Below are 25,576 nucleotides of genomic sequence, written 5' to 3' on the forward strand. Positions count from 1 at the left end.
AAATGACTGATAAGATAGAAATTCTAAAGAAATCTTTATCTTCTCTATCTCTAAAAATAGTTGGATTAATCATAGGATTTTTATTAACTCTGTATGTTTCTAGATATTATGGTGCTTCAGGAGCTGGTATATTAGGCATCAGTCTTACAGTTTTACAGCTTTTAAGTATTTTAGGAAAGTTTGGATCTGACACCTTTTTGCTGAGAGAAGTCGCTGCAAACGCTGAGAAAAAATACAAAATTAGTTTTATCTACTGGGAGATTATTAAATATACATTTATCTTTTCTTCAATTCTATCATTAATTATGCTTGTTGCGAGCAAGCCTTTATCTGTTCTTCTTTATGACAGGGAAGAATACATATTTTCTGTTTTTCTCCTATCTATCGGATTTATATTTTATGTTCTTTTGAATATAAACTTCAACTTTCTGAAAGCTTTACGATACACAGGTTATTACTCTTTTTTCCATTTTGTTTCTCTATTTTTAATAAGTTTGCTACTTTTGGCAATATTTACAAATTTGGATAGAAATCCTAATTTTATAGTTCTTTCCATAACAATCTCAGCAATTTTAAGTTATATACTCAGCTTTCTAATTATAAAAAAAGAAATATATATTAATTCAAGAATCTTTTCTTCCCTATGTAGTCTGTCTTTAAAAAGACTTAAACAGATAATCCAATACTCATTACCCTTTTTACTCGCATCATCTCTAATGTTAATTATGAACTGGATAGATACTATAATGATCAGTTTTTTTAAATCAAATTTTTACACTGGAATTTATTATGTAGTCGCTAAGATCTCTATGATTATAACTATGCCGTCTGTTGCTTTAAATAACATCCTTGCCCCTAAGTTTGCAAAAATTGAAAAAGAAAAGAAGTACAAAGATATTCCTTCCATTTTAAAATGGGCTTTTAAAATTTCCATACCTTTAAATTTTCTAATTTTAATTTCTTTTATAATATTTGGTGATAAAATACTAATGTTATTTGGAAAAGATTTCACGTTAGGTTACAGCAGTTTGGTGATTCTAAGCAGTGGACAGTTTGTAAATTCTTTCGTAGGTGTTATTGCGACCCTTCTTCTTATGTCTCACAGAGAAAAAGTGTTTCTTAAAATTATGCTAGTAAGTTCAGCTACGAACATATTACTTAATCTAATTTTAATTCCCGAATATAACATATTAGGTGCATCTATAGCTAGCTTCATTAGTTTTCTGGTCTTGCTGCTTTTATCAATTAAAGCATACAAAACAGAAATAAAACAAAAGAGAGAAGTATGAAAAAGTTATACATAACCAACGCTGTTCTACTTCTGATGATTGCTTCTATATTTTTCTTAAAATTTAATTTAGTAACAATTTTTTCTCTACTAGTTATATCCATTTCAATTATTCTAGTTATCGCAGATAAAATAACAAAACAGCTCAAGATATTACCCGTTGGCTTACTCATCTTGATAAATTATACCCTTTGGATTTCTTCAGGACTACTAATAGGTGGCATAGAACTTTCAATAGACATAGGCATTTTAAAAGAGTATCTTGAAGGAGAAGGAAGAATTTTTCTTTACTATCTTCCTCTTATATATTTTTCGTTAGTATATGCGAACTTCAGAAACATAAAATTTATGGACAAGATCTTGTATTTGGTAGTCTTTATCAGTTTTTTGTTCGTTATATTATGGAGTTTAGGTATTGGTAAAGAAATACTAAGTATCGGAAAGGACTTTTCAGGTCTTATTACTTCTCATACCGCAGCCGGAACATTTTTTGGAACAATTTTTCTATACATCTTTCTAAAAGCCTTAAGAAAAAATGAGAGAAAAGATTATATTATAAGTCTTATAGCTTTTATCCCTTTATTTCTGTCTGCGTCAAGACAAGCAATACTAGCTGTTATTACTGTGATATTTTTATATTTTCTTTTTGAAAAACAATTTAAAAAGTTTCTATTTCTTTTTTTAGCATTATGTATTATAGCTATTGCTGCCTCTGAAACAAGAGGAGTTGAGAGATTTAAAAGTCTTCTATCCCCAGAATTTTTTTATCTTATTCCCATTACAATAGAAAGAGTAGAATCCCATGAAATAGATAAATCTTTAGCGAGAGATTTATCAACTAATGAAGCAATCACAAATGCATTGAATAGGCTTATTCTATGGGGAAAGGCTATACTGGATTTCAAATCAAGTTCATTTATTGGCATCGGCTTTGGAAGATATAATGATAAAGATCTGGATTTCTGTGGTATCCCTAAATTCATATACATAGCTTGCAGTGCCAAAGAAAATGTATATGATGTGACTTCTGCTCATAATTCATATCTTCATTTTCTATCAGAACTGGGAATTTTAGGCTTGATCACAAATATGTTAATCTGGATTCATCTAATAAGAACATTAAATAAATTTGAACAAAAATTCCAGAAATATAGTATCCACTTTTCCGTTGCAAAATATTTGGTAATCTTTACCCTGATTAACGCATTTTTTGGACACGCTTTAGCAGCACCAGCTATTGGATTTGTTTCATTATCTATAATTGGTTTAATATATAGTTTTGGATTTTATTTAGGGAGGAATGTTTATGAAACCAAACTTTATATTCATAGGACCTGACAAATCTGGTTCTTCTTGGTTATACAATATCTTTAAAGCTCATCCAGAAATTTTTGTTCCAGAGATAAAAGATATCTATTTTTTTGACAGATATTATGATAGAGGAATTGATTGGTATTTTTCTTTTTTTGAAGCTGCTCCCAAGGAATGTAAAGCAGTTGGTGAACTATCTCACGATTATTTATTTTCTGCTGAAGCTGCAAAAAGAATAAGAAAAGATCTACCTGATGTAAAAATCTTCACAGTATTAAGAAATCCTGTTGAGAAAATTTGGTCTCACTATCTATTTTTAATCAGAAGCGGTATAACCAAAAAACCATTTGAAATCGCTATAAACGAAATTCCTGAATTGATAGAGAAAAGTCTCTATTATCCGAATCTAAAGGTTTATTACGATCTTTTTGAACCTCATCAAATAGGTGTATTCTTGTTTGATGATTTAAAAAAAGACAGTAGGAAATTTGCCAAAGATATTTTTGATTTTTTAGGAGTTAGTTATATAGATAATTTACCTTACGAAGAAAAAGTTCTTCCTGCGAGTAAACCAAGATCTTTTCTGGTTGCAAAAATTGTTAAGACTGGAGCAAACATTTTTAGACAAATAGGTTTAGAAACCGTTGTTGGAAAAGTTAAGTCAAATAAAACGGTCCAAAAACTTCTATATAAACCGTACAAAAAGAAACCTAAGATGAGTGAAGAAACCAAGCAGAAACTAAAAGAAATTTTCAGAAACGACATAGAAAAAACATCAAAACTTGTAAATTTGGATCTTAGTATGTGGTATAGGTAAATTTACGAAATATAAAGGCTTATTATTATGGTAAAAATACCTTCAATCATCTTAAAAAACGCTGTATATACATTTATAATAGTTAAAATTTCAAAAATAATAACATATAAACTGGAGGAATACTTAAATGAAAAAAATTGCTCTTATTACTGGTATAAGAGGACAGGATGGTGCATATCTGGCAAAACTTTTATTAGAAAAAGGATACGAAGTTTGGGGAGCAGATAGAAGAAGTGGAGACTCAAGTAACTGGAGATTAAAAGAGCTTGGTATAGAAAATGATGTAAAGATTTTATACATGGATCTATTGGAACTAACAAATATAATGAGAGTTATTGAAAAAATAAAACCTGATGAGGTTTACAATCTGGCAGCTCAAAGCTTTGTTGGGGTATCTTTTGATCAACCTATTTTAACATCAGAAATAGACGCCATGGGTGTTCTAAGACTGCTTGAAGCTATAAGGATGTTTAAACCTGATACGAAATTTTATCAGGCTTCTACTAGTGAGATGTTTGGAAAGGTTCAGGAAATTCCCCAAACTGAAAAAACACCTTTCTATCCGAGAAGTCCTTATGGTGTGGCAAAACTGTTCGGTCATTGGATAACTGTCAATTATAGAGAATCATTTAATATGTTTGCCTGTTCGGGAATTCTTTTTAATCACGAATCTCCTCTTAGAGGAGTTGAGTTTGTTACAAGAAAGATAACCTATCATCTCGCAAGAATTAAATATGGGTTACAGGATAAACTTATACTCGGAAATCTTGATGCAAAGAGAGACTGGGGCTATGCAAAAGAGTATGTAGAAGGCATGTGGCTTATGCTTCAACAAGAAGAACCTGATGACTATGTTCTTGCAACAGGCGAAACTCATACAGTGAGAGAGTTTGTAGAAAAAGCTGCAGCTGCAGCAGGTTTTGATATAGTTTGGAAAGGTGAAGGCGTTAATACAAAAGGAATTGATAGAAAAAGTAATAAAGTTATTGTTGAAGTCTCACCTGAATTTTACAGACCAGCCGAAGTAGATATATTAATTGGTAACCCTAAAAAAGCCGAAGAAAAGCTCGGTTGGAAACCTAAAACAAAATTCAAAGAACTTGTTGAAATCATGATGGAAGCTGATCTGGAAAGAGTTTCAAAAGAGGTTTAATCTAAAAATGAAAACAGCCATAGTACATGACTGGATTGTAGATATAGGTGGTGCAGAAAATTGCTTAAAAGAAATATACTCTCTATATCCAATGTCAGATGTTTATACCTTACTTTCAAAAAAAGAAAGTGTTTCCAGGCTTTCTATACCTTTAGAGAAGGTAACAGAATCCTTTATAAAAAATCTTCCAAAAGCTGAAACAAAATACAGAAATTATTTAATGTTCTTCCCTTTGGCTATAGAACAGTTTGACCTTTCTGAATATGACGTAATAATTTCTTCTTCCCACGCTGTTGCAAAAGGCGTATTAACAAATGCAAATCAACTACATATATGTTACTGTTATACCCCAATCCGCTATGCATGGGATCTATATCATCAGTATTTAAAAGAAGCTAATCTGATCTATGGAATAAAGGGAAAAATCGCAAAAACCATATTACATTACATAAGAATATGGGATTTATCTACTGTAAATAGAGTGGATCATTTTATAGCAATTTCAAATTATATTTCCAGAAGAATCAAGAAAGTTTACGGAAGAGAATCAACTGTCATTTATCCACCTGTAGAAGTTGATAAGTTTGAATTGTATACAAAAAAAGAAGACTTTTATCTTACAGCATCAAGAATGGTTCCTTATAAGAAGGTAGACCTTATCGTTGAAGCCTTTTCAAAAATACCAGATAAAAAACTTGTTGTTATCGGTGACGGTCCAGACTTTGAAAAAATAAAGAAAAAAGCCGGAAAAAATGTAGAACTATTAGGTTATCAGCCTTTTGAGGTTTTAAAAGATTATATGCAGAGAGCTAAAGCCTTTATTTTTGCAGCTGAAGAAGATTTCGGAATAATCCCTGTAGAAGCTCAGGCATGTGGAACACCGGTAATAGCCTTTGGAAAAGGTGGTGCTACTGAAACCGTTATAGATGGTGAAACCGGTATATTCTTCAAAGAACAGTCAGTAGAAAGTCTCATAGAAGCTGTAAAAACCTTTGAAGAGGTAGAAGATAAGTTTGATTTCCAAAAAATCAGAAAAAATGCCGAAAGATTTAGTAAAGAAAGATTTAAAAAAGAGATAAAAGAGTTCATTGACAAAAAAATTGAAGAATTTTTCTAAAACCTATAAATTACTTTTATCTCTGCACCTTTAATGGAGGATAAACAATGAAATCTATTATTTTAGCTGGGGGAAGCGGTACAAGACTTTTTCCATTATCCAGAAAAAAATTTCCAAAACAGTTTTTAAGTTTTGGTGACGATGAAACATTATTACAGAAAACTATAAAAAGAAATCTGAAAGCTGTTAATGATATAAATGAGTTAATCATTATCACAAACAACGACTATCAATTTCATGTAAAAAACCAGATCAGCGACATTATAGAACTGTCAGAAAAAGAACTCCACATAATACTTGAGCCTATAGGTAGAAATACAGCTCCAGCCATAGCACTGGCTGTAAAATATGCATTAGATAAACTTGGTTCTTCTGAAGATGAGGTTCTGTTTATATCACCTTCAGACCATATAATTTCTCCTGATGATAAATTCGTAGAATATGTTAAGAAAGCTGAAGAACTTGCAAAAAAGGGACATATAGTAACATTTGGAATAAATCCTGTAAAACCTGAAACCGGTTACGGTTACATAGAAGCAGATACTCAGAATAAGATAGATACTGCATACAAAGTCAGACAGTTTCATGAAAAACCAGATTTGGAAACAGCACAAAAATACATAATGTCTGGAAATTATTACTGGAATAGCGGAATGTTCGCTTTCAGTATAAAAACGATCTTAGAAGAATTCAGAAAGCATATTCCTGAAATATATAATCAGATAGAAAACCAGACATTTGAGGAAGTTATAATGAACTTTGAGGATATGCCTGACATTTCTATAGATTATGCCGTTATGGAAAAAACAGATAAAGCTGTTGTTTTACCTCTTGATATAACATGGTCAGACGTTGGATCTTGGGACAGTGTATATGATGTGTTAGAAAAAGATGAAAGTCAGAATGTAAAGATTGGCAATATTCTGGATGTTAATACTAAAGGATCTTTAATATTCGGAAACAAAAGATTAATATCTACTATAGGACTTGAAGATCTGATAATAGTTGAAACGGATGATGTTTTATTGATCGCAAAGAAAGGAGAAGGACAAAAAGTAAAAGAGATTGTAAACAAGCTAAAAGAAAGTGAAGAGACAAAAGATCTTACAGAGTTTCATACAACAGTTTTCAGACCGTGGGGAAGCTACACGGAACTTGAAAAGGGGGAAAGATACAAAATAAAAAGAATTACAGTTAAACCGGGTGAAGCTTTAAGTCTTCAGATGCATCACCACAGAAGCGAACACTGGGTAGTAGTAAAGGGAACAGCAAAAGTTATACTGGAAGATAAAGAAGGAAATCTTAAGGAGTATTTTATACATGAAAATGAAAGTATATATGTTCCAAAATCCACAAGACACAGGCTTATAAACCCTGGGAAAATACCTCTTGAGATAATTGAGGTTCAGGTTGGAGAGTATGTAGAAGAGGATGATATAGTAAGATATGATGATAAATACAAAAGAAATTTAAAATAAAAGCCATTATACAAAGTATCTGCACTATTTGATGTAAGAACACATATAGTTGACAGTATAAAACTGGCAAATGTGTAAAATGCACAATAAATTAGATTTATAAATGAAAGTTTAATGGTGAACATTATGAAAGTATTAGAAGATAAAGAATTAATCGGTTTAATAGAAAAATTACCCCCAAATTTAAGAGAAGAAGTTAAGGATTTTGTAAGATTCTTATTACAGAAAGAAAAGAAGAAGAAAAAACTAAAATTAAACTGGGTAGGAAAATTAAGTAAATATAAGAAAGATTACACCTCTCTTGAACTTCAAAAAAAAGCAATGGAATGGAGAGAAGATATATAGGTGAAATATTTACTGGACACAAATATATGGCTTGAAGCTTTACTAAATCAGGAAAGATCAGAAGAGGTGATTAAATTTCTAAATAAATATAGTGGAGAGTCTTTGGCTATTTCAGATTTTTCTTTACATTCTATTATAATAATCTTAACGAAACTTAAAGAATTTGAAACCGCAGATCTCTTTTTAGATGATATCATTGATTCGGGAGTTAAAGTAGTTTCCATAGACTCTCATAACTTAAAAGAGGTTTTAATAGTTATGAAAGAATATAACATGGACTTTGATGATGCTTATCGGTATTTCATAGCTAAAAATTATAATTTAGTGTTGGTTAGCTTTGACAAGGATTTTGATAAAACTGATATGTTAAGAAAAACACCGGTAGAACTTATGCAGGAGTAAAAAATGCCTTTTGAATCTTTAAGGATAGATATTTCTGAAATGATCCTCGTAAAGTCAAAGTTCTTCGGAGGTGAGGAACTTCCCAAAAATCAGATTTTGAAAGGGTCTAAATAGATATAGATTTAGTAAGTTTATTAAATAAATATATAAAAGGAGATTGATTTGAAAGTACTCATTACAGGCGGAGCCGGATATATCGGAAGCCATATAGTTAAAGTTTTAGGAGAGAAAAAGTACGAGATCCTTGTTATAGACAATCTATCTAAAGGACATAAAGAAGCAGTCATATACGGCGATCTGGTTGTTATTGATTTGAAAAATAAAACAGCATTAGAAGATATTTTCAAACGTTTTAAGCCAGATGCAGTAATGCATTTTGCAGCATCTATTGAAGTAGGTGAGTCTGTAAAAAAACCTCTAAAATACTATCAGAACAACACTGCAAACACTCTTAATCTGCTTGAAACGATGCTCGAATACGGAGTAAATAAATTTATCTTTTCTTCCACAGCAGCAGTTTATGGTACTCCTGTGAAAGTACCAATACCTGAAGATCACCCTATAAATCCGATAAATCCTTACGGACAATCAAAATCTTTTATAGAGAAAGTACTCCAGGATTTAGACAGATCTTCAGGTCTAAAGTATATCTCATTAAGATATTTCAATGCAGCTGGAGCTGATCCAGAGGGTAGAATAGGTGAAAGTCATGATCCAGAAACACATCTTATTCCTCTTATTCTGAAAACGGCAAAGGGTGAAAGAGAAAGTATAAAAATATTTGGAACAGATTATCCGACGCCAGACGGCACATGTATTAGAGATTACATACATGTTGACGATCTGGCAGATGCCCATTTACTTGCTTTAGAGTATCTTCTAAATGGCGGCGAAAGTGAAGTTTTCAACTGTGGATATGGACACGGATATTCTGTCAGAGAAGTGATAAATACAGCAAAAAAAGTAACAGATATAGACTTTAAGGTGGAAGAAGCAGATAGGAGACCGGGAGATCCACCTGTTTTGGTAGCAGACAGTACAAAGCTAAAACAAAAACTGAACTGGATACCGCAGTTTGATGATCTTGAATACATCATTCAAACAGCATGGAACTGGGAGCTAAACAAAAAATTCTAACGGCTGTGTTATAATTTTTCTCTGCTAAAAAGTAAATAAAAGGTTAGGGATTGGGTAAAGACTTAAGAGCTGCTATTTCTTTATTGGTAATAGATATAATCTCTTTTTATGTATCTCTCACACTGGCTTACTTTACGAGAAAATTTCTCAATATTCTTCCTGTTGATATTATAGTTTTCAATATAAAATATTCACATTTTTTAAAGCTCTGGTGGTTACCTCTTATTTACATAATATTTCTGGCTTATGAGAGATTGTATACAAAACGGTATCCTTTCTGGGATGAAACTAAAGAGATAGTAAAAGCCTTAACTATGGCAACTGTCGTTGTTTTCGCTATAGTTTCTATTGGTAAAATAACAGGGCAGATCTCAAGACTTACTATAATTCTTCTCTGGTTGTACAGTATTTTTATATTTCCTATCTTTAGACTTTATGGGAAAAGATTCTTACACAAAATTGGGATCTGGCAGAAAGATCTTCTCATTATAGGTGCTGGAAATGCTGGGATGAATACTGCCACCGGTTTAATGCAGGATAAGCACACAGGATATAGAATAGTTGGATTCCTGGACGACTATAAAAAAGATTCTGTTCATGTAAAAGACAAAAAATTTCCTATTCTGGGAAAAGTCAACGATTTTGAAAAAGTTATAAATCAGCATAATATCGAAGCTGTAGTCGTTGCCATACCTACTATGGAAAAAGAAAAACTTTCCCAGTTAACAAATCAGATTCATAAATATGTAAGAAGAATCTTCATAGTTCCAGATCTTAAAGGGATAGCTCTATTAAATAGCGAACTATACCATCTTTTTATGCAACAGATATTCCTTATAAAAATAAATAACAATCTGGATTCTAGATTAAATCATATTTTTAAAAGAGCTTTTGATATTATTCTCTCGTTTATGATGCTTCCTGTACTACTCCCTACTATAGGAATTATTGGACTTCTCATAAAATTAGACTCTCCCGGTCCCGTATTTTTTGCCCATACCCGTATTGGTAAAAATGGTAAACCTATTAAAGTTCTGAAATTCAGAAGTATGTTTATAGATGCTCAGGAAAGATTACAGAAAATTCTTGAGACCGATCCTGAAGCAAAAAAAGAATGGGAAACTTATTTTAAGCTTAAAAATGACCCAAGGGTAACCAGAATCGGCAAATTTTTGAGAAAAACATCATTAGATGAGCTTCCTCAAATATTCAATGTTTTAAAAGGAGATATGAGTCTTGTAGGACCTAGACCTGTTATAAAAGACGAAATCGATAAATATTACAAGGAATATGCTGAATATTATTACATGGTAAGACCTGGAATAACAGGTTTATGGCAAGTAAGTGGAAGAAGTAACACAAATTATGACTTTAGAGTAAAACTTGACACATGGTATGTTCTTAACTGGTCTTTATGGCTTGATATCGTTATACTATTTAAAACGATAAAAGTTGTTCTAAAAAGAGAAGGAGCATATTGAATAAAAAACTTCTTTTTTTAATACTGCTCTACATCACAGTGATATATTTAACCCTTCCTGTAGGCAGGTATGCTGTTAATTTTCTTTACAGCTCTGTAGGTAAGGAAAATCTTAGCATCATAATGAATGCTCTCTTATTGATATCTGTTACTGGAATTGTTTATGTATTTAAAAACAGATTAAAAAAACTCCTGATTTTATTTCCTGTTATAGTTTTAATAGGTTTTCTTTTCATAACATTAGACAGACCTGAAGAGAGGATACATTTTTTACAGTATGCTATTTTGGGTGTTATGTTTTTTAAGTTTTTTGAGTTTACAGACTCTGTAAAAAGAGCTTTTTTATCCCTTTTTTCAGTTGTCGTGGTTGGAGCTGTTGATGAAACGATACAGTATTTCTTACCGAATAGAGTTGGTGATCTGAAAGATGTTATGATCAACTCAATAAGCGGAGTTTTAGGGGTATGTATAGGAAGATTATACTGGTTTTCTTGATTTTTATAGGTGTTATTTATGGAAAAGATTTAGATATCTTTTTTATAGACGTTGGGGAAGGTGAAGCTACGTTAATAGTAACACCGGATAACAGGAATATACTGATAGATACAGGGAATCTAATAACAGGTCATACTGTTGTAAAATTTTTAAGCTCAAAAAATATAAACACTTTAGATAGATTGATAATAACCCATCCACATCCAGATCACTCAGGGGGAGTTTTTGCGGTTATCCAGAATGTAAATGTAATCCAGAAACATGATAACGGTCAGTCTTTGAACACAAACGACTGTAAGGATTTTTATATATGGTATGCTCAGATTTTCAGAACTGGTAAATACTCTGTGTTAAAAAAAGGAGACAGAATTATTTACGGTAAAGTAACACTGGAAGTACTGTCTCCTGAACAGTTAACCAATGACTGGAATGAAAACTCCTTAGTAATAATGCTAATATACGGGAAGGTTAGAATATTACTGATGGCAGATGCAAATAAAAAAACAGAAAAATTCTTGATAAAAAAATACAGAAAACTTAAAGCTGATTTACTGAAAGTGGGTCATCATGGTGCAGATGATGTTTTACTTGAAGAATTTTTAAACAGAGTCAATCCAGAATATGCTGTAATATCAATTAATAAGAACAATATCAGGGGCTATCCATCTGAAAGAGTTATAAATATGCTCGTAAATAAAGGGGTTAAGTTATACATCACATTTAGAGATGGAACAGTTCATTTCAGATCTGATGGAGAGAAGTTATGGCCGGAAAGATAAATCTAAAGGAAATATATATTTATCTGCTGATTATTTCAGCCTTTGTATCTATATCTATATTTGAAGTTTTTGTGGTAATAGGAATACTTTGGCTTTTTTATGATTTTTTCAGAGAGAGAAAATTAAGCGGTGGCTTGAAAATACCTGTTTTGACATTCAGTTTTACAACTGTCATATCAACAGCACTCTTTTTTCCAAAAATGATCTCAAAGGCTGTAGAGGAAGGTCTCTTCCAGATTTTATATTTTTTGAAGATAGACAGTAATAGGGAAAGTATAAAAAGGGTTATCTTCACTTTTTTAACCATTGCCGTATTACTTATACCACTGGTTATTTATAACTACATTACATTGGGAAGAACAAAGCCCATATGGGGTGGTGAGTTTGAGGTTGGTCAGTTTTATGGGATGTTTACTCTAATCTCATTTTTTGTTGGGCTTTATTATTTTAAAGAAAAGAATAAAAAAGTATCTTCAGTTTTATTTATTCTATCTGTAATATTTTTTGCTGTCTTGATTATCTCTACAAAAAGATCCCCTATACTTGGATTTCTTTTGATCTCTTATCTTACTTTTTTTGTAATGTATAAAAATAGACTGGTAAACAAGATCGCCTTCTGGGGACTGAATTTGTTTCTTTCTATAGCCATAGTATCAGGATATGCTTATCTGTCAAAAACGGACGAGAGATTTAAAGTTCTGAACAGTATAATACTTGGAAAGGAAAAAATATCTTATGAAACATTAAACAGATTTAGTAGCGGTAGAATTGGGATAGGATTAGATGGAATAAACATTATAAAAAATGATCTAAAAGAAGGAAGTTTTTTAAATCTGCTTATAGGCCATGGTGTCAGATCAGCAATTTATCTTCCCAAACACTACAGCCACGCTAAACTCCAAAGATACGAATCAGTTTTTATAATATCTGAATTCATAGAAAAAGGAGTTATAGGGCTTATTGCCATACTGGCTATATTTTATTTAGCTTTTAAAACATTCCTGACAGCCAGAATAACAGACAGTTTTGATATTCTGGCTCTTGGTCTATTTGTACCGCTATTAATACATCTGATCGGCTCCATATTTACATTCTTCTGGGATGCTCTGCTTCCAATGTATCTGCTTCTGTTTAAGATAGGTGAGGTTTATTTCAGGAGTAAATCAGAAACCTGAGTTTTTTGATGCAGGATCACAGATCTTAAAGGTCTATACCTTCTTTTTTTAAAAGATCCTCAAGGTTAAGATCTATATCATCTATTACATTAATGGTATCATTCCAGTCCGTTATGAACCATCTTTTATTCTTCTCTGCAACCATAACCTTTTTATCATCTGTTGTGTACCAGATAACCTTTTTCACACCTGCGTTTAAAAGATCTTGAATCTTTTCTTTCATGTATGAAAGCATATCTCCATATTTTCTCAGATCTGCCTTTGTATCAACCTCTATCACAACCTCTGGAGGAGTTTTTGTGTATTTATCTGTCAGTCCTTCTTTGAGAAGTTTTTTCTTATTGAAAATAGCTATATCTAAATTTCTCCATGTTCTTGGTGCCCACTGGAAGCCTGCCTCGTTTGCGAAAACTTTATATTTCTTACCATCCAAAACTTTCACTAAAAACTCTAAAATTGTTGATATTATCCATGCCTGAATTTTACTGCTTCCCATAACTTCCTCCAGAGTTTTCTCCCCCGATAAAACCTTATCATAATCCCTGTAGTAGATCGGTGAGCCGTATCTCATCTCGTATATAAGCTCTTTTGGAACTCTCTTTCTCTTTTTTGTTTTTTTATCTTCTAAAACTTTTGTCATTTCCAGTCCTCGCATTATAAGATTTCTATTAAATTTAAAATAAACTGACATGCTTTTCAAACCTTATTGATTTTTCAGTTTAATTCTAATAAATTTGAACTGAACACTTTTTAAACAACTTAAAAAAATGCTAACGATAAAAAAATATTCAAAAGAAGACTATATGAACATGATCGCCAGAGCAATACAGGATGTAGTTGGAGACAGATGCCTTATTATATTTTTTGGGTCAATTCTTACAGATAAATTTGGTAGAACATCAGACATTGATGTGGCATTGTATTGCAAGGATGAGTTATCCAGCAAGGAGTATTTAAAAATTTTAGAACAGATAGAAAATTTACCTATTTTGAGAGAGGTTGATCTTGTAGATATAAAGAGGATAAACAATGTAGAATTAATAGAAAATATCTTAAAGGGAAAGGTATGGAAAGATATACCAGAGCTTTTGAAAGATTTGAAAAAGCATACAGAAAATTTAAAGAGATCATAGAAAATCCGTTATTTCCTGAAATTTTCAAGGAAGAGTTTGTTGTAGAGATCACAACTAAAAGATTTGAATACACTTATGAATCCATGTGGAAAACAGTCAAAGAGTTTTTAAGATTAAGAGGCATTGAGTGTAACTCTCCAAAATCATGTTTTAGAGAACTTTTAAAAGAAGGCATTATATCCGAGGAGTTTGAAGGTATCTTATCTGATATTATTGTTTTACGTAACACTCTGGTTCATGTTTACGATGAAAAACAGGCAAAAGATATTTATCAGAAATTAAGAACAAAGGAAATACTAAAAACTTTTGAAGCTTTGATAAGATCTTTGGAGAAAGAGAAACCTTAAATTTATTGATTTCACTTGAATTATTCCATAAATTTGAAATAGATAAACACCGAGGTTTTTATTATGGGAATTGCAGAAAAATTTTTACCAAAATATACAGTTGAAGATTATCAGAAATGGGAAGGAGACTGGGAACTTATAAAGGGTATCCCCTATGCTATGGCTCCTTCACCTCTTGGTATTCACCAGAAAATCATAATGGAATTAGGCCGGCAGATCGCTAACCAGTTAGATAGCTGTACAAAAAAATGCTATGTATACCCTGAGCTTGACTGGATAATTGACGAAAATACAGTTTTAAGACCTGATCTTATCGTTATATGTAAAGAGATCAGGGAATATCTCAAGGAAACACCTGAGGTTGTAGTGGAGGTTGTATCAAAATCAACAGCTCAGAAAGACGAGTATCTTAAGTTCAGCATATATGAAAAAGAAAAAGTGCCTTTTTATATCCTTGTATATCCAGACATTAAGAAAGTAAGAGTCTTTCAGCTTGTTGATAGAGAATACGATAAATATTTTGATGGAGAGGACGGGATACTGGAGATACATCTTAAAAACGGATGTAGTTTCAAAATTGATGTTGGAAAGCTGTTTTAAAACTGTTATTCAGTAGTATAAAATCTTGACAAGAGCTGTTTTCGGATATAAACTATTTAATCCAGAATATGTGTGGCCAGGTAGCTCAGTTGGTAGAGCACGCGGCTGAAAACCGCGGTGTCGGCGGTTCGATTCCGCCCTTGGCCACCATTATAAAATCTTTCCTATCACAGATCTCTCCTTCAGATCCTCATATATATCTCTTAGGCTCTTATTAAAAATAGGATGTACAAAATCAGGATCTATATCTATCAGAGGCTTTAGAACAAAATCCCTCTCATGTAGTCTTGGATGGGGGATTGTAAGCTCTCTTTTTTCAATAATCTCATCCCCGTAAAAAAGTATATCTATATCTATCTCCCTTGGACCCCATCTGAATCTTTCTATTCTGCCTACCTTTTTCTCAATCTCCTTCAAAAATAAAAAAAGCTCTTCAGGTGGAAGATCTGTAAAACCTGAGATAGCTGTGTTGTAAAAATCAGGCTGATCCTCAAAGCCTACAGCTTTTGATATGTATATACCTCCTATCTTTTCAATCTTAACCTTCTCACCGATCATACGGACAGCTTTCAGTATATTCCCCTTTCTGTCTCCAATATTGCTTCCAAGCCCTAAGAATATCCTTTTAATCCTCATAATGTTAAAATTTTATCTATGGTTTATATGATTATTTTAACAGTTCTGCTTACTAATATTTTCAGCAGTTTCGCAGTAACCATTGATGATCTTATTGAGGATGCCTATAAGGAAGTAAGGAAGGAGAAGTCTGAGGACAGCTTTAACCTTGCACTTAAAGCATTCAATGAGGGTATATTCTCAGTTGCTGTAAAAGAGGGAAAAAAATATCTGAAGCTCCACAGAAAAAAGGATATAAAAAGGGATATCATCATTGAGATGATAGCTGTATCTTACTACAGAATGTACAGGAGAAAAGAGCTTTTTGACCATCTTATCTGGGCTGACAGACAGAATATATCAAGGGATATAAAGCTTAAGATCTTCCAGCTTGCAAACAATCTTTTTGTGGAGAAGAAGGACAGAAGAAGGCTGAAAATCATAAAAAAAAGATTCTCAAATCTTTTTAGATCTTCCCCTCCATTTTTTATACATGACGAGAGATTTAAAAGATTCAAACCAAACATAAATATATTCAAGCTGAAATATGGAAACATAATAGGTGAAAACAGCCTTTACAGGGTAAAGAAAAATACAACACTTATAGAGATAGCAAAGGAGCTTGATCTTGGGTATGATGAGATAAGGGTTGCAAACCCACATATAGATCCTTTTGATGTCCAGAAAGGTATGGTAGTTCTCATCCCAAGGAAGAGACTTTTACCCGAAAAGGAGTTTAACTTTGGTGAGATATATCTCAATCTTTCAGAAAAGAGGCTTTACTACCCTGTTATCATAGATGATGACCCTTACGTTATATCTATCCCTGTCGGGATAGGAACCGATGAGAACAGATCTCCTATAGGAGATTTCTTCATATCAGAAAAGAGAAAAAATCCGGCCTGGTATGTTCCGGACAATATTAAGGAAGAAGATCCTTCTCTTCCAGATATAGTTCCACCAGGTCCTAACAACCCACTTGGAACAAGGGCTATGAGACTTAGTAACACAACATACCTCCTCCACGGAACAAGTAAGAGATTTGGTATAGGTATGAAGGTTAGCCACGGATGTATAAGGATGTACAACGAGGATGTTGAGGCTCTTTTTGATCTTGTTGAGACAGGAACAAAAGTTCATATCTATGAAAAGAATTACAAGATATTTAAAAACAGGCATGTTTATATTGAGATCTATGAGCTTGATAGAGAAAGCAGAAAAAAACTATTAGACGAACTTTCACAGAAAGGGGTGTTACTGAACAAAAACTTTATATCGTACCTTGAGAAGGAAAGAAGGGGATACGTCATCCCCCTCTACTGATTATTTTCTAATTCCTTTCTTTAAAACCCTTTCAAGATTTACAGACTGTCTCTTGAGTTTTTCTTCAAGATCTCTTATAGCCTGCTCATTAGCAACAGCTTTATTGTAAGCATCTGTTGCCTTCTCATCAATTCTGTCAAGTCTCTCAAGCTGTGCTTTTATATCAGCATGCTCTCTCTTGATAGCCTCAATCTCTTTAGCATTGAGATCTGCCTTATCCTTGAGAGATTTTATCTGATTTTCAAGAGAGTTTAATCTATCTTCAAGAGACGATACCTTTTCCTTAACCGGTGCCAGTTGCTCATCTACATAATCTTTTGTTGCGCATCCCGTTAGAATGAGAGCAGATATCCCTATTACAGCTCCCACCTTAAAAAACCTTTTCATAACTTAAAGACCTCCTTTTTTTTATTTTTCGTTAATTAAAAAAATAAACTTAAATAATAGAGACAGTTAACTTTGAACAACCTTTCACAAATGAATATAATTAATTAAATCACTATTTACCATACGGTGTCAAATGAAAATATTAAAACATAAAGCCCAGAAAATAAAATGGTTTATTATGGATGTTGATGGTGTCCTTACAGATGGAAAGATAATATATGACAACATGGGAAATGAGCTCAAAAATTTTTCTGTCAAAGATGGTCTTGGGATAGCTCTTTTACACAGAGCAGGTATAAAAACAGCCATAATAACAGGAAGAAACTCAGACATAGTCATAAAAAGGGCTAAAGAGCTTAAGATATCAGAGATAGCACAGAATGCTGACAACAAGCTGAAGATATATAAAAGCCTTAAAGATAAGTACAGATTTAAAGATGAGGAAGCTCTGTATATAGGAGACGACTATAACGATCTTCCTGTTCTGAGGAAGGTAGGGTTCCCTGCAACAGTTCCATCAGCCCCTGATCTTGTGAAAAAGGAATGTATATACATAACAGAGAAGGATGGGGGAGATGGTGCTGTTAGAGAGCTCGCAGAGCTTATCTTAAACTTTCAGGGAAAATTAGAAAAAGCTATAAAGGATTTTTTAGGAGATGGAAGCAGATAGGGAAAAATGGAACAGAAGGTATACTGAGGAAGAGTTTCCATGGAAAGAGCCTTCCCAGATACTCAAAAAGTTCTACAGATTATCAAGAAAGGGTAAAGCCCTTGACATAGCTGCAGGACTTGGGAGAAACAGCCTTTTTCTTGCAGAAAAGGGATTTGAGGTTGATGCTGTTGAGCTTTCAGATGTTGCAGTCGAGAAACTGAAAAATCTCCATAAGAACATAAATGTTATTCAGGAGGATCTTGATTTTTTCAGTATTCCAGAGGAGAGATACGATCTTATACTGAACATTAACTATCTAAACAGAAGACTATTTCCACAGATAATAGAAGGACTTAAAAAAGATGGTGTTTTAATTTTTGAGACATTCCTTTTAGAAGATGATACCCAGATGAAAAAAGATTACCTTCTGAGGGAAAACGAGCTTCTTCACAGCTTCTTAAAACTCCATATATTATTCTATGAGGAAAAGAAAAAAAGAAAACCTACAGGTGAGATCTCCTACACAGCTTCACTTGTAGGGATAAAAAGGTGTTAAAGGGGGAATTTAAGATGGCTCTTGAGGATCTTTATAAAACGGATAAGGAGGAGATAAAGAAAAAGATAGAGAAAGGTCTTGAGGAGAAAAAAAGTGAGATAAAGAAAAGTCTTGAAAAAATACTTCCCCAGCCCGCAAAAAATATGCTCCAGACAGATGAGGGAACCTATGCTCTGATAGCCATAACTATAGTTCTGGTTCTGCTTTTAGCAAGGGCAGCAGGTATGGCGTTTAAACTTCTATCAAAACTTATATTTCTCATCTCACTTGCAGCTGCCGTTTATTTCTCTTATGTGTACTTCACAAATTACTGAAAGTTATAAACCACATCCCTATTCCTGATAAAAAAAGAGATATCCTTAAATCTTATAAACAGTCCTGTTTTATACTCCTTTAGATACACGCCATCCTTTTCATCAGAAGGGGTGATATAATCATCAAAACCATCAAAATATCTGTTTCTCTGAACAAAAAGATACCTTTTTCTACAGGCATATCTGTCCATAAGGATGTTTATCCTGTATCTCTCATTTTTCCAGTAAACAAAACATCTCCTGTCATCTGTGATCAGTATTATATCTGGTCTTTTAACACCTTTAAAACTGTAAACCCTGTATCCAACAATATCCGTTTTTGAGATATTAAGAAATACAAAAATAAGAATTATCACAGATATCAACTTCTTGTATATATTCATCCTTACCAGAATAAGAGCAGATAGTAAAGCTGTATACAGGAAAACTGACAGAAAAGAAGGGCTGTAGCCTGATGAAAAGAGATCAAAACTGTCAAATATCTCAGCTGTTTTTATAAAAAGTTTGCCAGAGATATTCATGATATAGATAAATGGCTCAATACTGAAAAATGTAAAAAGGTTTATAACAGAGAAGAAAAGGTAAGGATAAAGGAATATCATACCAGCAGGGGTGGAAATAACAGAGACAGGGGAAAACTTTCCAAAATGGTATATAACAACAGGCATAGTAAAAAGAACGGCGATTAGAGATATCATAAAGGCTGAGTAAACTACACTCCAGTATCTGTTCTTTCCTTCAAAAACTATATACCTGAGAGAGATCAGTATACCGAAGACAGCTATAAATGAAAGCTGAAAACTTGGTGAAAATATTGAGTATGGTGAGATAAGAACAACAATGAAAGCGACAAAAAACAGTATATTCATAGAGTTTATCTCTATGTATCTGAGTTTTGAGAGGATATACATAAGACCCATTATTGAAGCTCTTAAAACCGGTATATGGAGGCCTGTAAACAAAGGGTATATTGAAAGAACAAAAGCAGAAACTGTATAAACAGCTCTTTTACCGAGAAATGAAAATATGAAAAAAAGTATTGAAACTATAACGGCTATATGGAGACCTGATATTGCAAGTAGATGTGTCAGCCCTGAATCTATAAATATATTTTTAATATCCCTATCAAGAAAACCCTTTTCACCAAATATAAGTGCAAGGCCGAGTGAGAAAAGCTCATCATCCCCGGTTTTCTCCCTGAAGCTCATTACAGAAAATCTTTTAAAATCCCAGATGTATGAAAATATACCACCTCTACTTTCAACCTTCAAAAATCCATCAGTGGGATAAGCTGTGATCCTTTTACCGTCTGATACTAAAAAACCTAAAAAGGATATCCTGTAACTGTAGAATATATCTTCTGAAAATGGATCTTCAGTTTTTAAAACAACATTAATCTGCTCTCCCTTTATGGATCTGATATCAGAATCTGAAACCCTGCATCTGAAGTATATCCTGCTTCTCATATACTTTGGGACTGAAGAGATCTCACAGCTTATAAAAGCACCGTTCCTTTTAAAAGGTTTTAACTCAGAAACCTCAGATATAAAAATACCTGTCAGAAAGATAGAGATAAGAAATAAGATATAGCCTGTAATACCTCTGAACAGAACAGAAACAAAAAAGAGTACTGCAGGTAAAAAGATAGACAGAGTAATCCCGGTGAACTTATGAAAAATAACACCGGCTACAAGAAATATAAAGGGAAGTATAAAAGGGGCATACAAAATAAAACCATTTTTATTTTTAATTTAAGATCAGATCAAGGAAAGGGCAAAAAGCCCTTCAAAGATGATGAGTTCAGCATCAGCAGGAGATAAAAAGGGGCAAAAGCCCCATATATTAAAAGAGGAATCCAGCTTCAAATCCTATGAATGTTTTGTTGTCCTTTGGATTTCCTTTGTCATCAGCAAAAGCCTTCGCATCAGTTGAAACGTATGCGATCTCACATCTCACATATGTGTTATCTGTAGGCTTGTAAGTAGGCGTAACAGTTACTGAATAAGCAGAATCGCCTATACCACCGTATATCCCGCTTGTACCCTGGTTTACATACTCAAGTCTTACAGGTACAGTTATGTTAGCTGCAACTGCCGGGTTGAGGTATATCGCTATACCATATGCGGTATCATCCTGTCCGGCTGTTTTTGTTGCATCATCTTTCCAGTGGTAGTCAAGGTTAAGACCTACATCCATTCCAGCTAATGAGTACCCAAGAACAACATCTATAAGATTCTGTGTTGCATTTCCATCATAGTAAGAAACAGCATAATCTATTCCACCTACAGATCCTATAGACCCGATAGCTAAAGAATCACTCTGTCCGTATGTACCGTCCTGATTGTACTCAGCATAGACATCAATTCCTTCAGCTACAGAGTATGTAACCCTTGCACCTGGGTATGTAACAGGCTGTGCGTTCCACACCATACCGAATGTGTAGTTAAGATTGTCATAAGAGTGATAGAGTTCATAACCTATATTCGTTGTTAAGAGACCTGCATCTACAGTAAGACCTTCTACAGGATTTATAGAAACCCAGGCATATTTGACCTTAAACTTGTTTGTTGTTCTTCCAAGGAGACCATCCCATGTGTTAGACCCAAAATAACTTACAAATCCGATAGTTCCCTTGTCCTTTGATTTTAATCCGACGGAGAAGTTGGAAACTGTGAAATAGTCGTTGTTGTTTCCAGCCCCTTCATTTGTTACATAAAAATAACCTGCTGTTACAGCACCTGACATCTCAATGTTTGAGTTTGCAACTGTAATACTTCCTGCAGAAGCAGCTCCTGCTAATAACCCGGCTGCTGCGAGACTTCCTAAAAATCTTCTCATACTTAACCTCCTGAGATTTTATTTAATTTAGTTAAAGATTTTATCAGATTTAAAGGTTGAATCCTCTTTCACCGTGGACAGCTTCATCAAGACCCATAGTTTCTGTTTCGTCATCAACCCTTCCACCTTTAGTGAGAACAGAAGCTATAAGGTAAACAACAGCTGTAGCAATAGCGGTATATATAATAGTAAACACTACAGACTCTATCTGAACCATTATCTGTGCTATTCTATCCCCATTATCCTTAAGAGGACTTCCATCCCATGCAAGCGATTGGAGAGCAAAGAATCCTGTTGCTATAGCACCCCATATTCCAGCAAGTCCGTGAATACCAAAAGCATCAAGGGAGTCATCATAACCAAGAGCCTTCTTGAGAACAAAAACTCCAAACCATCCAACTACACCAGCAACGAGACCTATTATAATGGCACCTTTAGCATCAACAAAACCTGCAGCAGGTGTTATGGCAACAAGTCCAGCAATCGCACCTGAAGCAGCACCGAGAAGTGTAGGCTTTTTAGCCACTATCCATTCTGTTAATGTCCATGAGATAACACCCATAGCTGTTGCAACATTTGTAGTTAAAAGTGCAACACCTGCAACATCATTCGCTCCAAAAGCAGAACCAGCATTGAAACCAAACCATCCAAACCACAGGAGAGCAGCTCCAACTAATGTGAGGATCACCGAAGAAGGAAGGATAGCTGTTTTACCGTAATCCTTTCTCTTTCCAAGAAGAATAGCAAGAACAAGTCCTGCAACCCCTGCATTTATATGAACAACAGTTCCACCTGCGAAATCAAGAGCTCCAGCATCAAAAAGGAAACCACCACCCCAGACAACGTGGGCTATAGGAGCATAAACAGCAGTAACCCATAAAACAACAAATATAAGCCATGTTGAGAACTTCATCCTTTCAATAGCAGCACCGGATATAAGGGCTACAGTTATTGCAGCAAATGTTCCCTGAAATGCTATAAAAACAAACTCCGGATATGTTCCGCTAAGATCTGTATAACTTATACCTGAGAGGAGTATCTTACTGAGATCACCAACAAAACTGTAAATAGCTCCCTCTCCATCTGTAAACGCAAGTGAGTATCCCCATAAGACCCATACTACAGTGGCTGTTGCATAGGCGAGGAAAACCATCATAACTGTGTTAAGTATATTTTTTGTTCTTGTCATTCCCCCGTAGAAAAGTGTAAGACCACCTATGGACATAAGAACAACAAATGCTGTAGCAACTATCATCCATGCTGTGTCACCTGTATCAAGTTTCGCCTCTTCAGCGAAAGATACTGCAGGAATCAAACTGCTGAAAAGAGCCAATAATCTGATATTCATTACATAACCTCCTTTGACTGATAGATATTTTTTAAAGAGCCTCAACGCCTCTCTCTCCCGTTCTTATTCTTACAGCATCTTCAACAGGTGTTATAAATATCTTTCCATCACCTACCTTTCCTGTTCTTGCAGCGTTCATAATAGCCTCAACAACCTTCTCAACCATTGAGTCATCAACAACGATCTCAATCTTTATCTTTGGAAGGAAATCAATAACATACTCAGCTCCCCTGTAGAGTTCTGTATGTCCTTTCTGCCTTCCAAAACCTTTAACCTCAGTAACTGTGATACCGAATGTTCCTATCTCAGAAACAGCATCCTTTACTTCATCAAGTTTGAAAGGCTTGATAATAGCCTCAATCTTTTTCATAACCAGACCTCCTTTTATCTATTGAAAACCTCCAGGATAAAAAGGCAAAAAGCGTACCAAAAGGGGAGAGTTATTGATAGTTAATAGTGAGGGGATATTACAGGGTTTTTAAACAGTTTGTGATGCACCAATTTTATGCATTGTGAGAGGTGAGATGAACATATAATGTGCATAAAATAAAAAAGCCCCCTTAAAGGGGGCTCTGGTCTATCTTAAAGGGGCTTCTTAGAAGCCCATCTCTTCCATTCCTGCTCCAGCTCCACCTGGAGTTTTCTCTTCCTTCTCAGGGATTTCAGCAACAAGAGCCTCAGCTGTGAGCATTGTTCCAGCTATTGAAGCTGCGTTCTGTATAGCAATTCTCACAACCTTAGTTGGGTCTATAATACCGGCTTTTATCATATCAACATACTCACCTGTTGCAGCGTCAAATCCGTAGTTCACATCCTCATTAGCTTTAACTTTTTCTAACACAACAGATCCATCAAATCCTGCATTGTAAGCGATCTGCTTTAATGGAACCTTACATGCGTTTCTAACAATATCTATTCCCCATTTTTTGTCTGTGTTTTCCTCTTTTATATCACAGAGAACTCTTGAGGCTCTGTAAAGTGCAACACCACCACCAGGAACTATTCCTTCCTCAACAGCAGCCTTTGTAGCGTGAACAGCGTCATCAACTCTGTCCTTCTTCTCTTTCAGTTCAGCTTCTGTTGCAGCTCCAACTCTAATAATAGCAACTCCTCCAGAGAGTTTTGCAAGTCTCTCCTGTAATTTCTCTCTGTCGTAGTCTGATGTTGTTGTCTCTATCTGAGCCTTAATCTGCTCTATTCTTGCTTTAATATCCTCAGGATTTCCTTTTCCACCTATTATTGTTGTGTTGTCCTTATCAACAACAACCTTGTCAGCCTGACCTAACATATCAATATCAACGTTTTCAAGTTTAATTCCAAGATCCTCAGTTATAGCCTGTCCACCTGTGAGTATTGCTATATCCTGGAGCATAGCCTTTCTTCTCTCACCAAATCCTGGAGCTTTAACAGCACATACCTTCAGAACACCTTTTATGTTGTTAACAACGAGTGTGGCAAGTGCTTCACCTTCAACATCCTCAGCTATTATCAGGAGAGGTCTGTTTGTCTGAACAACCTTTTCAAGAACAGGTAAAAGCTCTCTTATATTGCTTATCTTCTTCTCGTATATAAGGATGTATGGGTTTTCTAAAACAGCTTCCATCTTTTCAGGATTTGTTACAAAGTATGGTGAGAGGTATCCTCTATCAAACTGCATACCTTCAACAACTTCAAGTGTTGTCTCAGATGTTTTTGATTCTTCAACAGTTATAACACCGTCCTTTCCTACCTTTTCCATAGCATCAGCTATGATCTTACCGATCTCAGGATCGTTGTTAGCTGAGATTGTTGCAACCTGCTCTATCTCAGTTCTTCCGCTGACCTCTTTTGACATCTTCTTAAGTTCGTCAACAACAAGCTTAACAGCCTCATCTATTCCTCTTTTTACATATACAGGGTTTGCACCTGATGCTATAGCTTTAAGACCTTCTGTGTATATAGCCTGTGTGAGTATTGTAGCTGTTGTTGTACCATCACCGGCAACATCGGCTGTTTTTGATGCAACCTCTTTAACAAGCTGAGCAGCCATGTTCTCAAGTGGATCTGTAAGCTCTATCTCCTTAGCAACTGAAACACCGTCTTTTGTTACAGCTGGTGATCCCCATTTTTTCTCAAGAATAACCTCTCTTCCTCTTGGTCCAAGAGTTACTTTAACGGCGTTTGCTAATTTATCAACACCGGCTTTCAGTTTTGATCTTGCCTCATCACCGTAAACTATCATCTTTCCTGCCATCTATGTCCACCTCCTTTATTTTTTTTTATTACTCTACAATAGCGAGAATATCGTCTTCTCTTAATACGATAAGCTCCTCACCATCAACAACAAACTCATTTCCGGCATACTTACTGTATATAACTTTATCACCAACCTTGACTTTTAATGGTGCTATCTCACCATTTTCAAGAAGTCTTCCTTCACCAACAGCCACAACTTCTCCTTCTGATGGTTTTTCCTTTGCTGTATCAGGGATTATGATTCCTGAGGG

The 25,576-nt window shown here is 34.3% G+C and carries 28 protein-coding genes, 1 tRNA gene and 1 pseudogene; 21 read left to right on the top strand and 9 right to left on the bottom strand.

Annotated elements, in window-relative coordinates:
• Positions 1–2 precede the first annotated feature (2 nt).
• The 13 genes from PERMA_RS09930 to PERMA_RS09990 all read left to right on the top strand — a co-directional run bounded on the left by PERMA_RS09930 (position 3) and on the right by PERMA_RS09990 (position 12,977).
• Positions 3–1,289, top strand: a complete 1,287-nt coding sequence (locus PERMA_RS09930; RefSeq protein WP_015899028.1) for an oligosaccharide flippase family protein — start codon at positions 3–5, stop codon at positions 1,287–1,289.
• Complete coding sequence (locus tag PERMA_RS09935; RefSeq protein WP_012675946.1) at positions 1,286–2,626, top strand: O-antigen ligase family protein; 1,341 nt, start codon at positions 1,286–1,288, stop codon at positions 2,624–2,626. The genes PERMA_RS09930 and PERMA_RS09935 overlap by 4 nt, the downstream gene beginning before the upstream one ends.
• A complete protein-coding gene (locus tag PERMA_RS09940; RefSeq protein WP_012676888.1) occupies positions 2,595–3,416 on the top strand; it encodes a sulfotransferase family protein in 822 nt (273 codons plus the stop codon). Before PERMA_RS09935 ends, PERMA_RS09940 begins: the two co-directional genes overlap by 32 nt.
• Before the next feature lie 127 nt (positions 3,417–3,543).
• Positions 3,544–4,569 carry a GDP-mannose 4,6-dehydratase gene (gmd, locus tag PERMA_RS09945; RefSeq protein ID WP_012676863.1) on the top strand — a complete coding sequence of 342 codons (1,026 nt, stop codon included), beginning with the start codon at positions 3,544–3,546 and terminating at the stop codon, positions 4,567–4,569.
• 7 nt (positions 4,570–4,576) lie between these two features.
• Entirely contained in the window at positions 4,577–5,686 is a 1,110-nt protein-coding gene (locus tag PERMA_RS09950; protein WP_015898985.1) for a glycosyltransferase family 4 protein, read from the top strand.
• A 47-nt stretch (positions 5,687–5,733) separates the two neighbouring features.
• Positions 5,734–7,164, top strand: coding sequence for a mannose-1-phosphate guanylyltransferase/mannose-6-phosphate isomerase (locus PERMA_RS09955; RefSeq protein ID WP_012676050.1), 1,431 nt, complete (start codon positions 5,734–5,736; stop codon positions 7,162–7,164).
• A 126-nt stretch (positions 7,165–7,290) separates the two neighbouring features.
• Positions 7,291–7,509 (top strand): DUF2281 domain-containing protein, encoded by a 219-nt coding sequence (locus PERMA_RS09960; RefSeq protein WP_012675408.1) that lies wholly within the window; start codon positions 7,291–7,293, stop codon positions 7,507–7,509.
• Positions 7,510–7,911: a type II toxin-antitoxin system VapC family toxin gene (locus PERMA_RS09965; protein ID WP_012676259.1), complete on the top strand. Its 402-nt coding sequence runs from the start codon at positions 7,510–7,512 to the stop codon at positions 7,909–7,911. It abuts the gene before it with no gap.
• A gap of 162 nt (positions 7,912–8,073) precedes the next feature.
• The gene (gene galE, locus PERMA_RS09970) at positions 8,074–9,048 is read left to right on the top strand and encodes a UDP-glucose 4-epimerase GalE (RefSeq protein WP_012676725.1); all 975 of its coding nucleotides are present in this window, start codon (positions 8,074–8,076) and stop codon (positions 9,046–9,048) included.
• Between the two features lie 50 nt (positions 9,049–9,098).
• The gene (locus PERMA_RS09975; protein WP_041530950.1) at positions 9,099–10,529 is read left to right on the top strand and encodes a sugar transferase; all 1,431 of its coding nucleotides are present in this window, start codon (positions 9,099–9,101) and stop codon (positions 10,527–10,529) included.
• Complete coding sequence (locus tag PERMA_RS09980; protein ID WP_012676794.1) at positions 10,526–11,023, top strand: VanZ family protein; 498 nt, start codon at positions 10,526–10,528, stop codon at positions 11,021–11,023. Before PERMA_RS09975 ends, PERMA_RS09980 begins: the two co-directional genes overlap by 4 nt.
• A complete protein-coding gene (locus PERMA_RS09985; RefSeq protein WP_012675916.1) occupies positions 10,993–11,802 on the top strand; it encodes a ComEC/Rec2 family competence protein in 810 nt (269 codons plus the stop codon). The genes PERMA_RS09980 and PERMA_RS09985 overlap by 31 nt, the downstream gene beginning before the upstream one ends.
• The gene (locus PERMA_RS09990) at positions 11,787–12,977 is read left to right on the top strand and encodes an O-antigen ligase family protein (RefSeq protein WP_012676515.1); all 1,191 of its coding nucleotides are present in this window, start codon (positions 11,787–11,789) and stop codon (positions 12,975–12,977) included. The genes PERMA_RS09985 and PERMA_RS09990 overlap by 16 nt, the downstream gene beginning before the upstream one ends.
• 25 nt (positions 12,978–13,002) lie before the next feature.
• Here PERMA_RS09990 and PERMA_RS09995 read toward each other — a convergent pair whose 3' ends face one another.
• Positions 13,003–13,617 (bottom strand): Uma2 family endonuclease, encoded by a 615-nt coding sequence (locus tag PERMA_RS09995; RefSeq protein ID WP_012675209.1) that lies wholly within the window; start codon positions 13,615–13,617, stop codon positions 13,003–13,005.
• Between the two features lie 163 nt (positions 13,618–13,780).
• Here PERMA_RS09995 and PERMA_RS10000 point away from each other — a divergent pair, with 163 nt between their 5' ends.
• The 4 genes from PERMA_RS10000 (at position 13,781) to PERMA_RS10015 (ending at position 15,207) form a co-directional block, all read left to right on the top strand.
• Positions 13,781–14,110, top strand: a complete 330-nt coding sequence (locus PERMA_RS10000; RefSeq protein ID WP_041530951.1) for a nucleotidyltransferase domain-containing protein — start codon at positions 13,781–13,783, stop codon at positions 14,108–14,110.
• On the top strand, positions 14,044–14,457 hold the full coding sequence (locus PERMA_RS10005; protein WP_012676115.1) for a DUF86 domain-containing protein: 414 nt from the start codon (positions 14,044–14,046) through the stop codon (positions 14,455–14,457). Before PERMA_RS10000 ends, PERMA_RS10005 begins: the two co-directional genes overlap by 67 nt.
• A 63-nt stretch (positions 14,458–14,520) precedes the next feature.
• Entirely contained in the window at positions 14,521–15,057 is a 537-nt protein-coding gene (locus tag PERMA_RS10010; protein ID WP_015898857.1) for a Uma2 family endonuclease, read from the top strand.
• 74 nt (positions 15,058–15,131) lie between these two features.
• Positions 15,132–15,207, top strand: a tRNA-Phe gene (locus tag PERMA_RS10015).
• Here the strand turns inward: PERMA_RS10015 and folK are convergent.
• The gene (gene folK / locus PERMA_RS10020) at positions 15,208–15,693 is read right to left on the bottom strand and encodes a 2-amino-4-hydroxy-6-hydroxymethyldihydropteridine diphosphokinase (RefSeq protein ID WP_012676378.1); all 486 of its coding nucleotides are present in this window, start codon (positions 15,691–15,693) and stop codon (positions 15,208–15,210) included.
• 27 nt (positions 15,694–15,720) lie between these two features.
• Between folK and PERMA_RS10605 the strand changes: the two genes are divergently transcribed.
• Positions 15,721–16,995: a L,D-transpeptidase family protein gene (locus PERMA_RS10605; RefSeq protein ID WP_049756075.1), complete on the top strand. Its 1,275-nt coding sequence runs from the start codon at positions 15,721–15,723 to the stop codon at positions 16,993–16,995.
• On the opposite strand, the gene PERMA_RS10610 is transcribed toward PERMA_RS10605, so the two are convergent.
• Positions 16,996–17,382, bottom strand: coding sequence for a DUF2730 family protein (locus tag PERMA_RS10610; protein ID WP_012676269.1), 387 nt, complete (start codon positions 17,380–17,382; stop codon positions 16,996–16,998).
• A gap of 133 nt (positions 17,383–17,515) precedes the next feature.
• Between PERMA_RS10610 and PERMA_RS10035 the strand changes: the two genes are divergently transcribed.
• From PERMA_RS10035 to PERMA_RS10045, 3 genes are read left to right on the top strand one after another with little or no spacing between them, the layout of a single operon-like run.
• On the top strand, positions 17,516–18,052 hold the full coding sequence (locus PERMA_RS10035) for a KdsC family phosphatase (protein WP_012675441.1): 537 nt from the start codon (positions 17,516–17,518) through the stop codon (positions 18,050–18,052).
• Entirely contained in the window at positions 18,039–18,590 is a 552-nt protein-coding gene (locus PERMA_RS10040; protein WP_015898967.1) for a class I SAM-dependent methyltransferase, read from the top strand. The genes PERMA_RS10035 and PERMA_RS10040 overlap by 14 nt, the downstream gene beginning before the upstream one ends.
• Positions 18,591–18,604: 14 nt before the next feature.
• Entirely contained in the window at positions 18,605–18,904 is a 300-nt protein-coding gene (locus PERMA_RS10045) for a hypothetical protein (protein WP_012675279.1), read from the top strand.
• Here PERMA_RS10045 and PERMA_RS10050 read toward each other — a convergent pair.
• The 6 genes and pseudogenes from PERMA_RS10050 to PERMA_RS10075 form a co-directional block, all read right to left on the bottom strand.
• Positions 18,898–20,631 carry a ComEC/Rec2 family competence protein gene (locus PERMA_RS10050; protein ID WP_012675740.1) on the bottom strand — a complete coding sequence of 578 codons (1,734 nt, stop codon included), beginning with the start codon at positions 20,629–20,631 and terminating at the stop codon, positions 18,898–18,900. The genes PERMA_RS10045 and PERMA_RS10050 overlap by 7 nt on opposite strands.
• Before the next feature lie 115 nt (positions 20,632–20,746).
• Positions 20,747–21,742, bottom strand: a complete 996-nt coding sequence (locus PERMA_RS10055; protein WP_012676811.1) for an outer membrane beta-barrel protein — start codon at positions 21,740–21,742, stop codon at positions 20,747–20,749.
• Positions 21,743–21,791: 49 nt separating this feature from the next.
• The gene (locus PERMA_RS10060) at positions 21,792–23,090 is read right to left on the bottom strand and encodes an ammonium transporter (protein WP_012676138.1); all 1,299 of its coding nucleotides are present in this window, start codon (positions 23,088–23,090) and stop codon (positions 21,792–21,794) included.
• A gap of 31 nt (positions 23,091–23,121) precedes the next feature.
• Entirely contained in the window at positions 23,122–23,460 is a 339-nt protein-coding gene (locus tag PERMA_RS10065; RefSeq protein WP_012676862.1) for a P-II family nitrogen regulator, read from the bottom strand.
• A gap of 225 nt (positions 23,461–23,685) precedes the next feature.
• Entirely contained in the window at positions 23,686–25,323 is a 1,638-nt protein-coding gene (gene groL / locus PERMA_RS10070) for a chaperonin GroEL (protein WP_012675748.1), read from the bottom strand.
• 28 nt (positions 25,324–25,351) lie between these two features.
• Positions 25,352–25,576 (bottom strand): annotated as a pseudogene (locus PERMA_RS10075) (co-chaperone GroES); the annotation flags it as partial.

The organism is Persephonella marina EX-H1, from assembly GCF_000021565.1.
GTDB classification, from domain to species: domain Bacteria; phylum Aquificota; class Aquificia; order Aquificales; family Hydrogenothermaceae; genus Persephonella; species Persephonella marina.

Excerpts from the sequence above, each read along its gene's own strand:
- PERMA_RS09990 (WP_012676515.1), top strand. The coding sequence starts at position 11,787 with ATGGCCGGAAAGATAAATCTAAAGGAAATATATATTTATCTGCTGATT.
- PERMA_RS10065 (WP_012676862.1), bottom strand. The coding sequence starts at position 23,460 with ATGAAAAAGATTGAGGCTATTATCAAGCCTTTCAAACTTGATGAAGTA.
- PERMA_RS09935 (WP_012675946.1), top strand. The coding sequence starts at position 1,286 with ATGAAAAAGTTATACATAACCAACGCTGTTCTACTTCTGATGATTGCT.
- PERMA_RS09930 (WP_015899028.1), top strand. The coding sequence starts at position 3 with ATGACTGATAAGATAGAAATTCTAAAGAAATCTTTATCTTCTCTATCT.
- PERMA_RS09960 (WP_012675408.1), top strand. The coding sequence starts at position 7,291 with ATGAAAGTATTAGAAGATAAAGAATTAATCGGTTTAATAGAAAAATTA.
- PERMA_RS10040 (WP_015898967.1), top strand. The coding sequence starts at position 18,039 with ATGGAAGCAGATAGGGAAAAATGGAACAGAAGGTATACTGAGGAAGAG.
- PERMA_RS09955 (WP_012676050.1), top strand. The coding sequence starts at position 5,734 with ATGAAATCTATTATTTTAGCTGGGGGAAGCGGTACAAGACTTTTTCCA.
- PERMA_RS10000 (WP_041530951.1), top strand. The coding sequence starts at position 13,781 with ATGAACATGATCGCCAGAGCAATACAGGATGTAGTTGGAGACAGATGC.
- PERMA_RS09940 (WP_012676888.1), top strand. The coding sequence starts at position 2,595 with ATGAAACCAAACTTTATATTCATAGGACCTGACAAATCTGGTTCTTCT.
- PERMA_RS09950 (WP_015898985.1), top strand. The coding sequence starts at position 4,577 with ATGAAAACAGCCATAGTACATGACTGGATTGTAGATATAGGTGGTGCA.
- folK (WP_012676378.1), bottom strand. The coding sequence starts at position 15,693 with ATGAGGATTAAAAGGATATTCTTAGGGCTTGGAAGCAATATTGGAGAC.
- groL (WP_012675748.1), bottom strand. The coding sequence starts at position 25,323 with ATGGCAGGAAAGATGATAGTTTACGGTGATGAGGCAAGATCAAAACTG.
- PERMA_RS10010 (WP_015898857.1), top strand. The coding sequence starts at position 14,521 with ATGGGAATTGCAGAAAAATTTTTACCAAAATATACAGTTGAAGATTAT.
- PERMA_RS09995 (WP_012675209.1), bottom strand. The coding sequence starts at position 13,617 with ATGACAAAAGTTTTAGAAGATAAAAAAACAAAAAAGAGAAAGAGAGTT.
- PERMA_RS10045 (WP_012675279.1), top strand. The coding sequence starts at position 18,605 with ATGGCTCTTGAGGATCTTTATAAAACGGATAAGGAGGAGATAAAGAAA.
- PERMA_RS10005 (WP_012676115.1), top strand. The coding sequence starts at position 14,044 with ATGGAAAGATATACCAGAGCTTTTGAAAGATTTGAAAAAGCATACAGA.
- PERMA_RS09985 (WP_012675916.1), top strand. The coding sequence starts at position 10,993 with ATGTATAGGAAGATTATACTGGTTTTCTTGATTTTTATAGGTGTTATT.
- PERMA_RS10055 (WP_012676811.1), bottom strand. The coding sequence starts at position 21,742 with ATGAGAAGATTTTTAGGAAGTCTCGCAGCAGCCGGGTTATTAGCAGGA.
- PERMA_RS10605 (WP_049756075.1), top strand. The coding sequence starts at position 15,721 with ATGATTATTTTAACAGTTCTGCTTACTAATATTTTCAGCAGTTTCGCA.
- PERMA_RS10610 (WP_012676269.1), bottom strand. The coding sequence starts at position 17,382 with ATGAAAAGGTTTTTTAAGGTGGGAGCTGTAATAGGGATATCTGCTCTC.
- gmd (WP_012676863.1), top strand. The coding sequence starts at position 3,544 with ATGAAAAAAATTGCTCTTATTACTGGTATAAGAGGACAGGATGGTGCA.
- PERMA_RS10035 (WP_012675441.1), top strand. The coding sequence starts at position 17,516 with ATGAAAATATTAAAACATAAAGCCCAGAAAATAAAATGGTTTATTATG.
- PERMA_RS10060 (WP_012676138.1), bottom strand. The coding sequence starts at position 23,090 with ATGAATATCAGATTATTGGCTCTTTTCAGCAGTTTGATTCCTGCAGTA.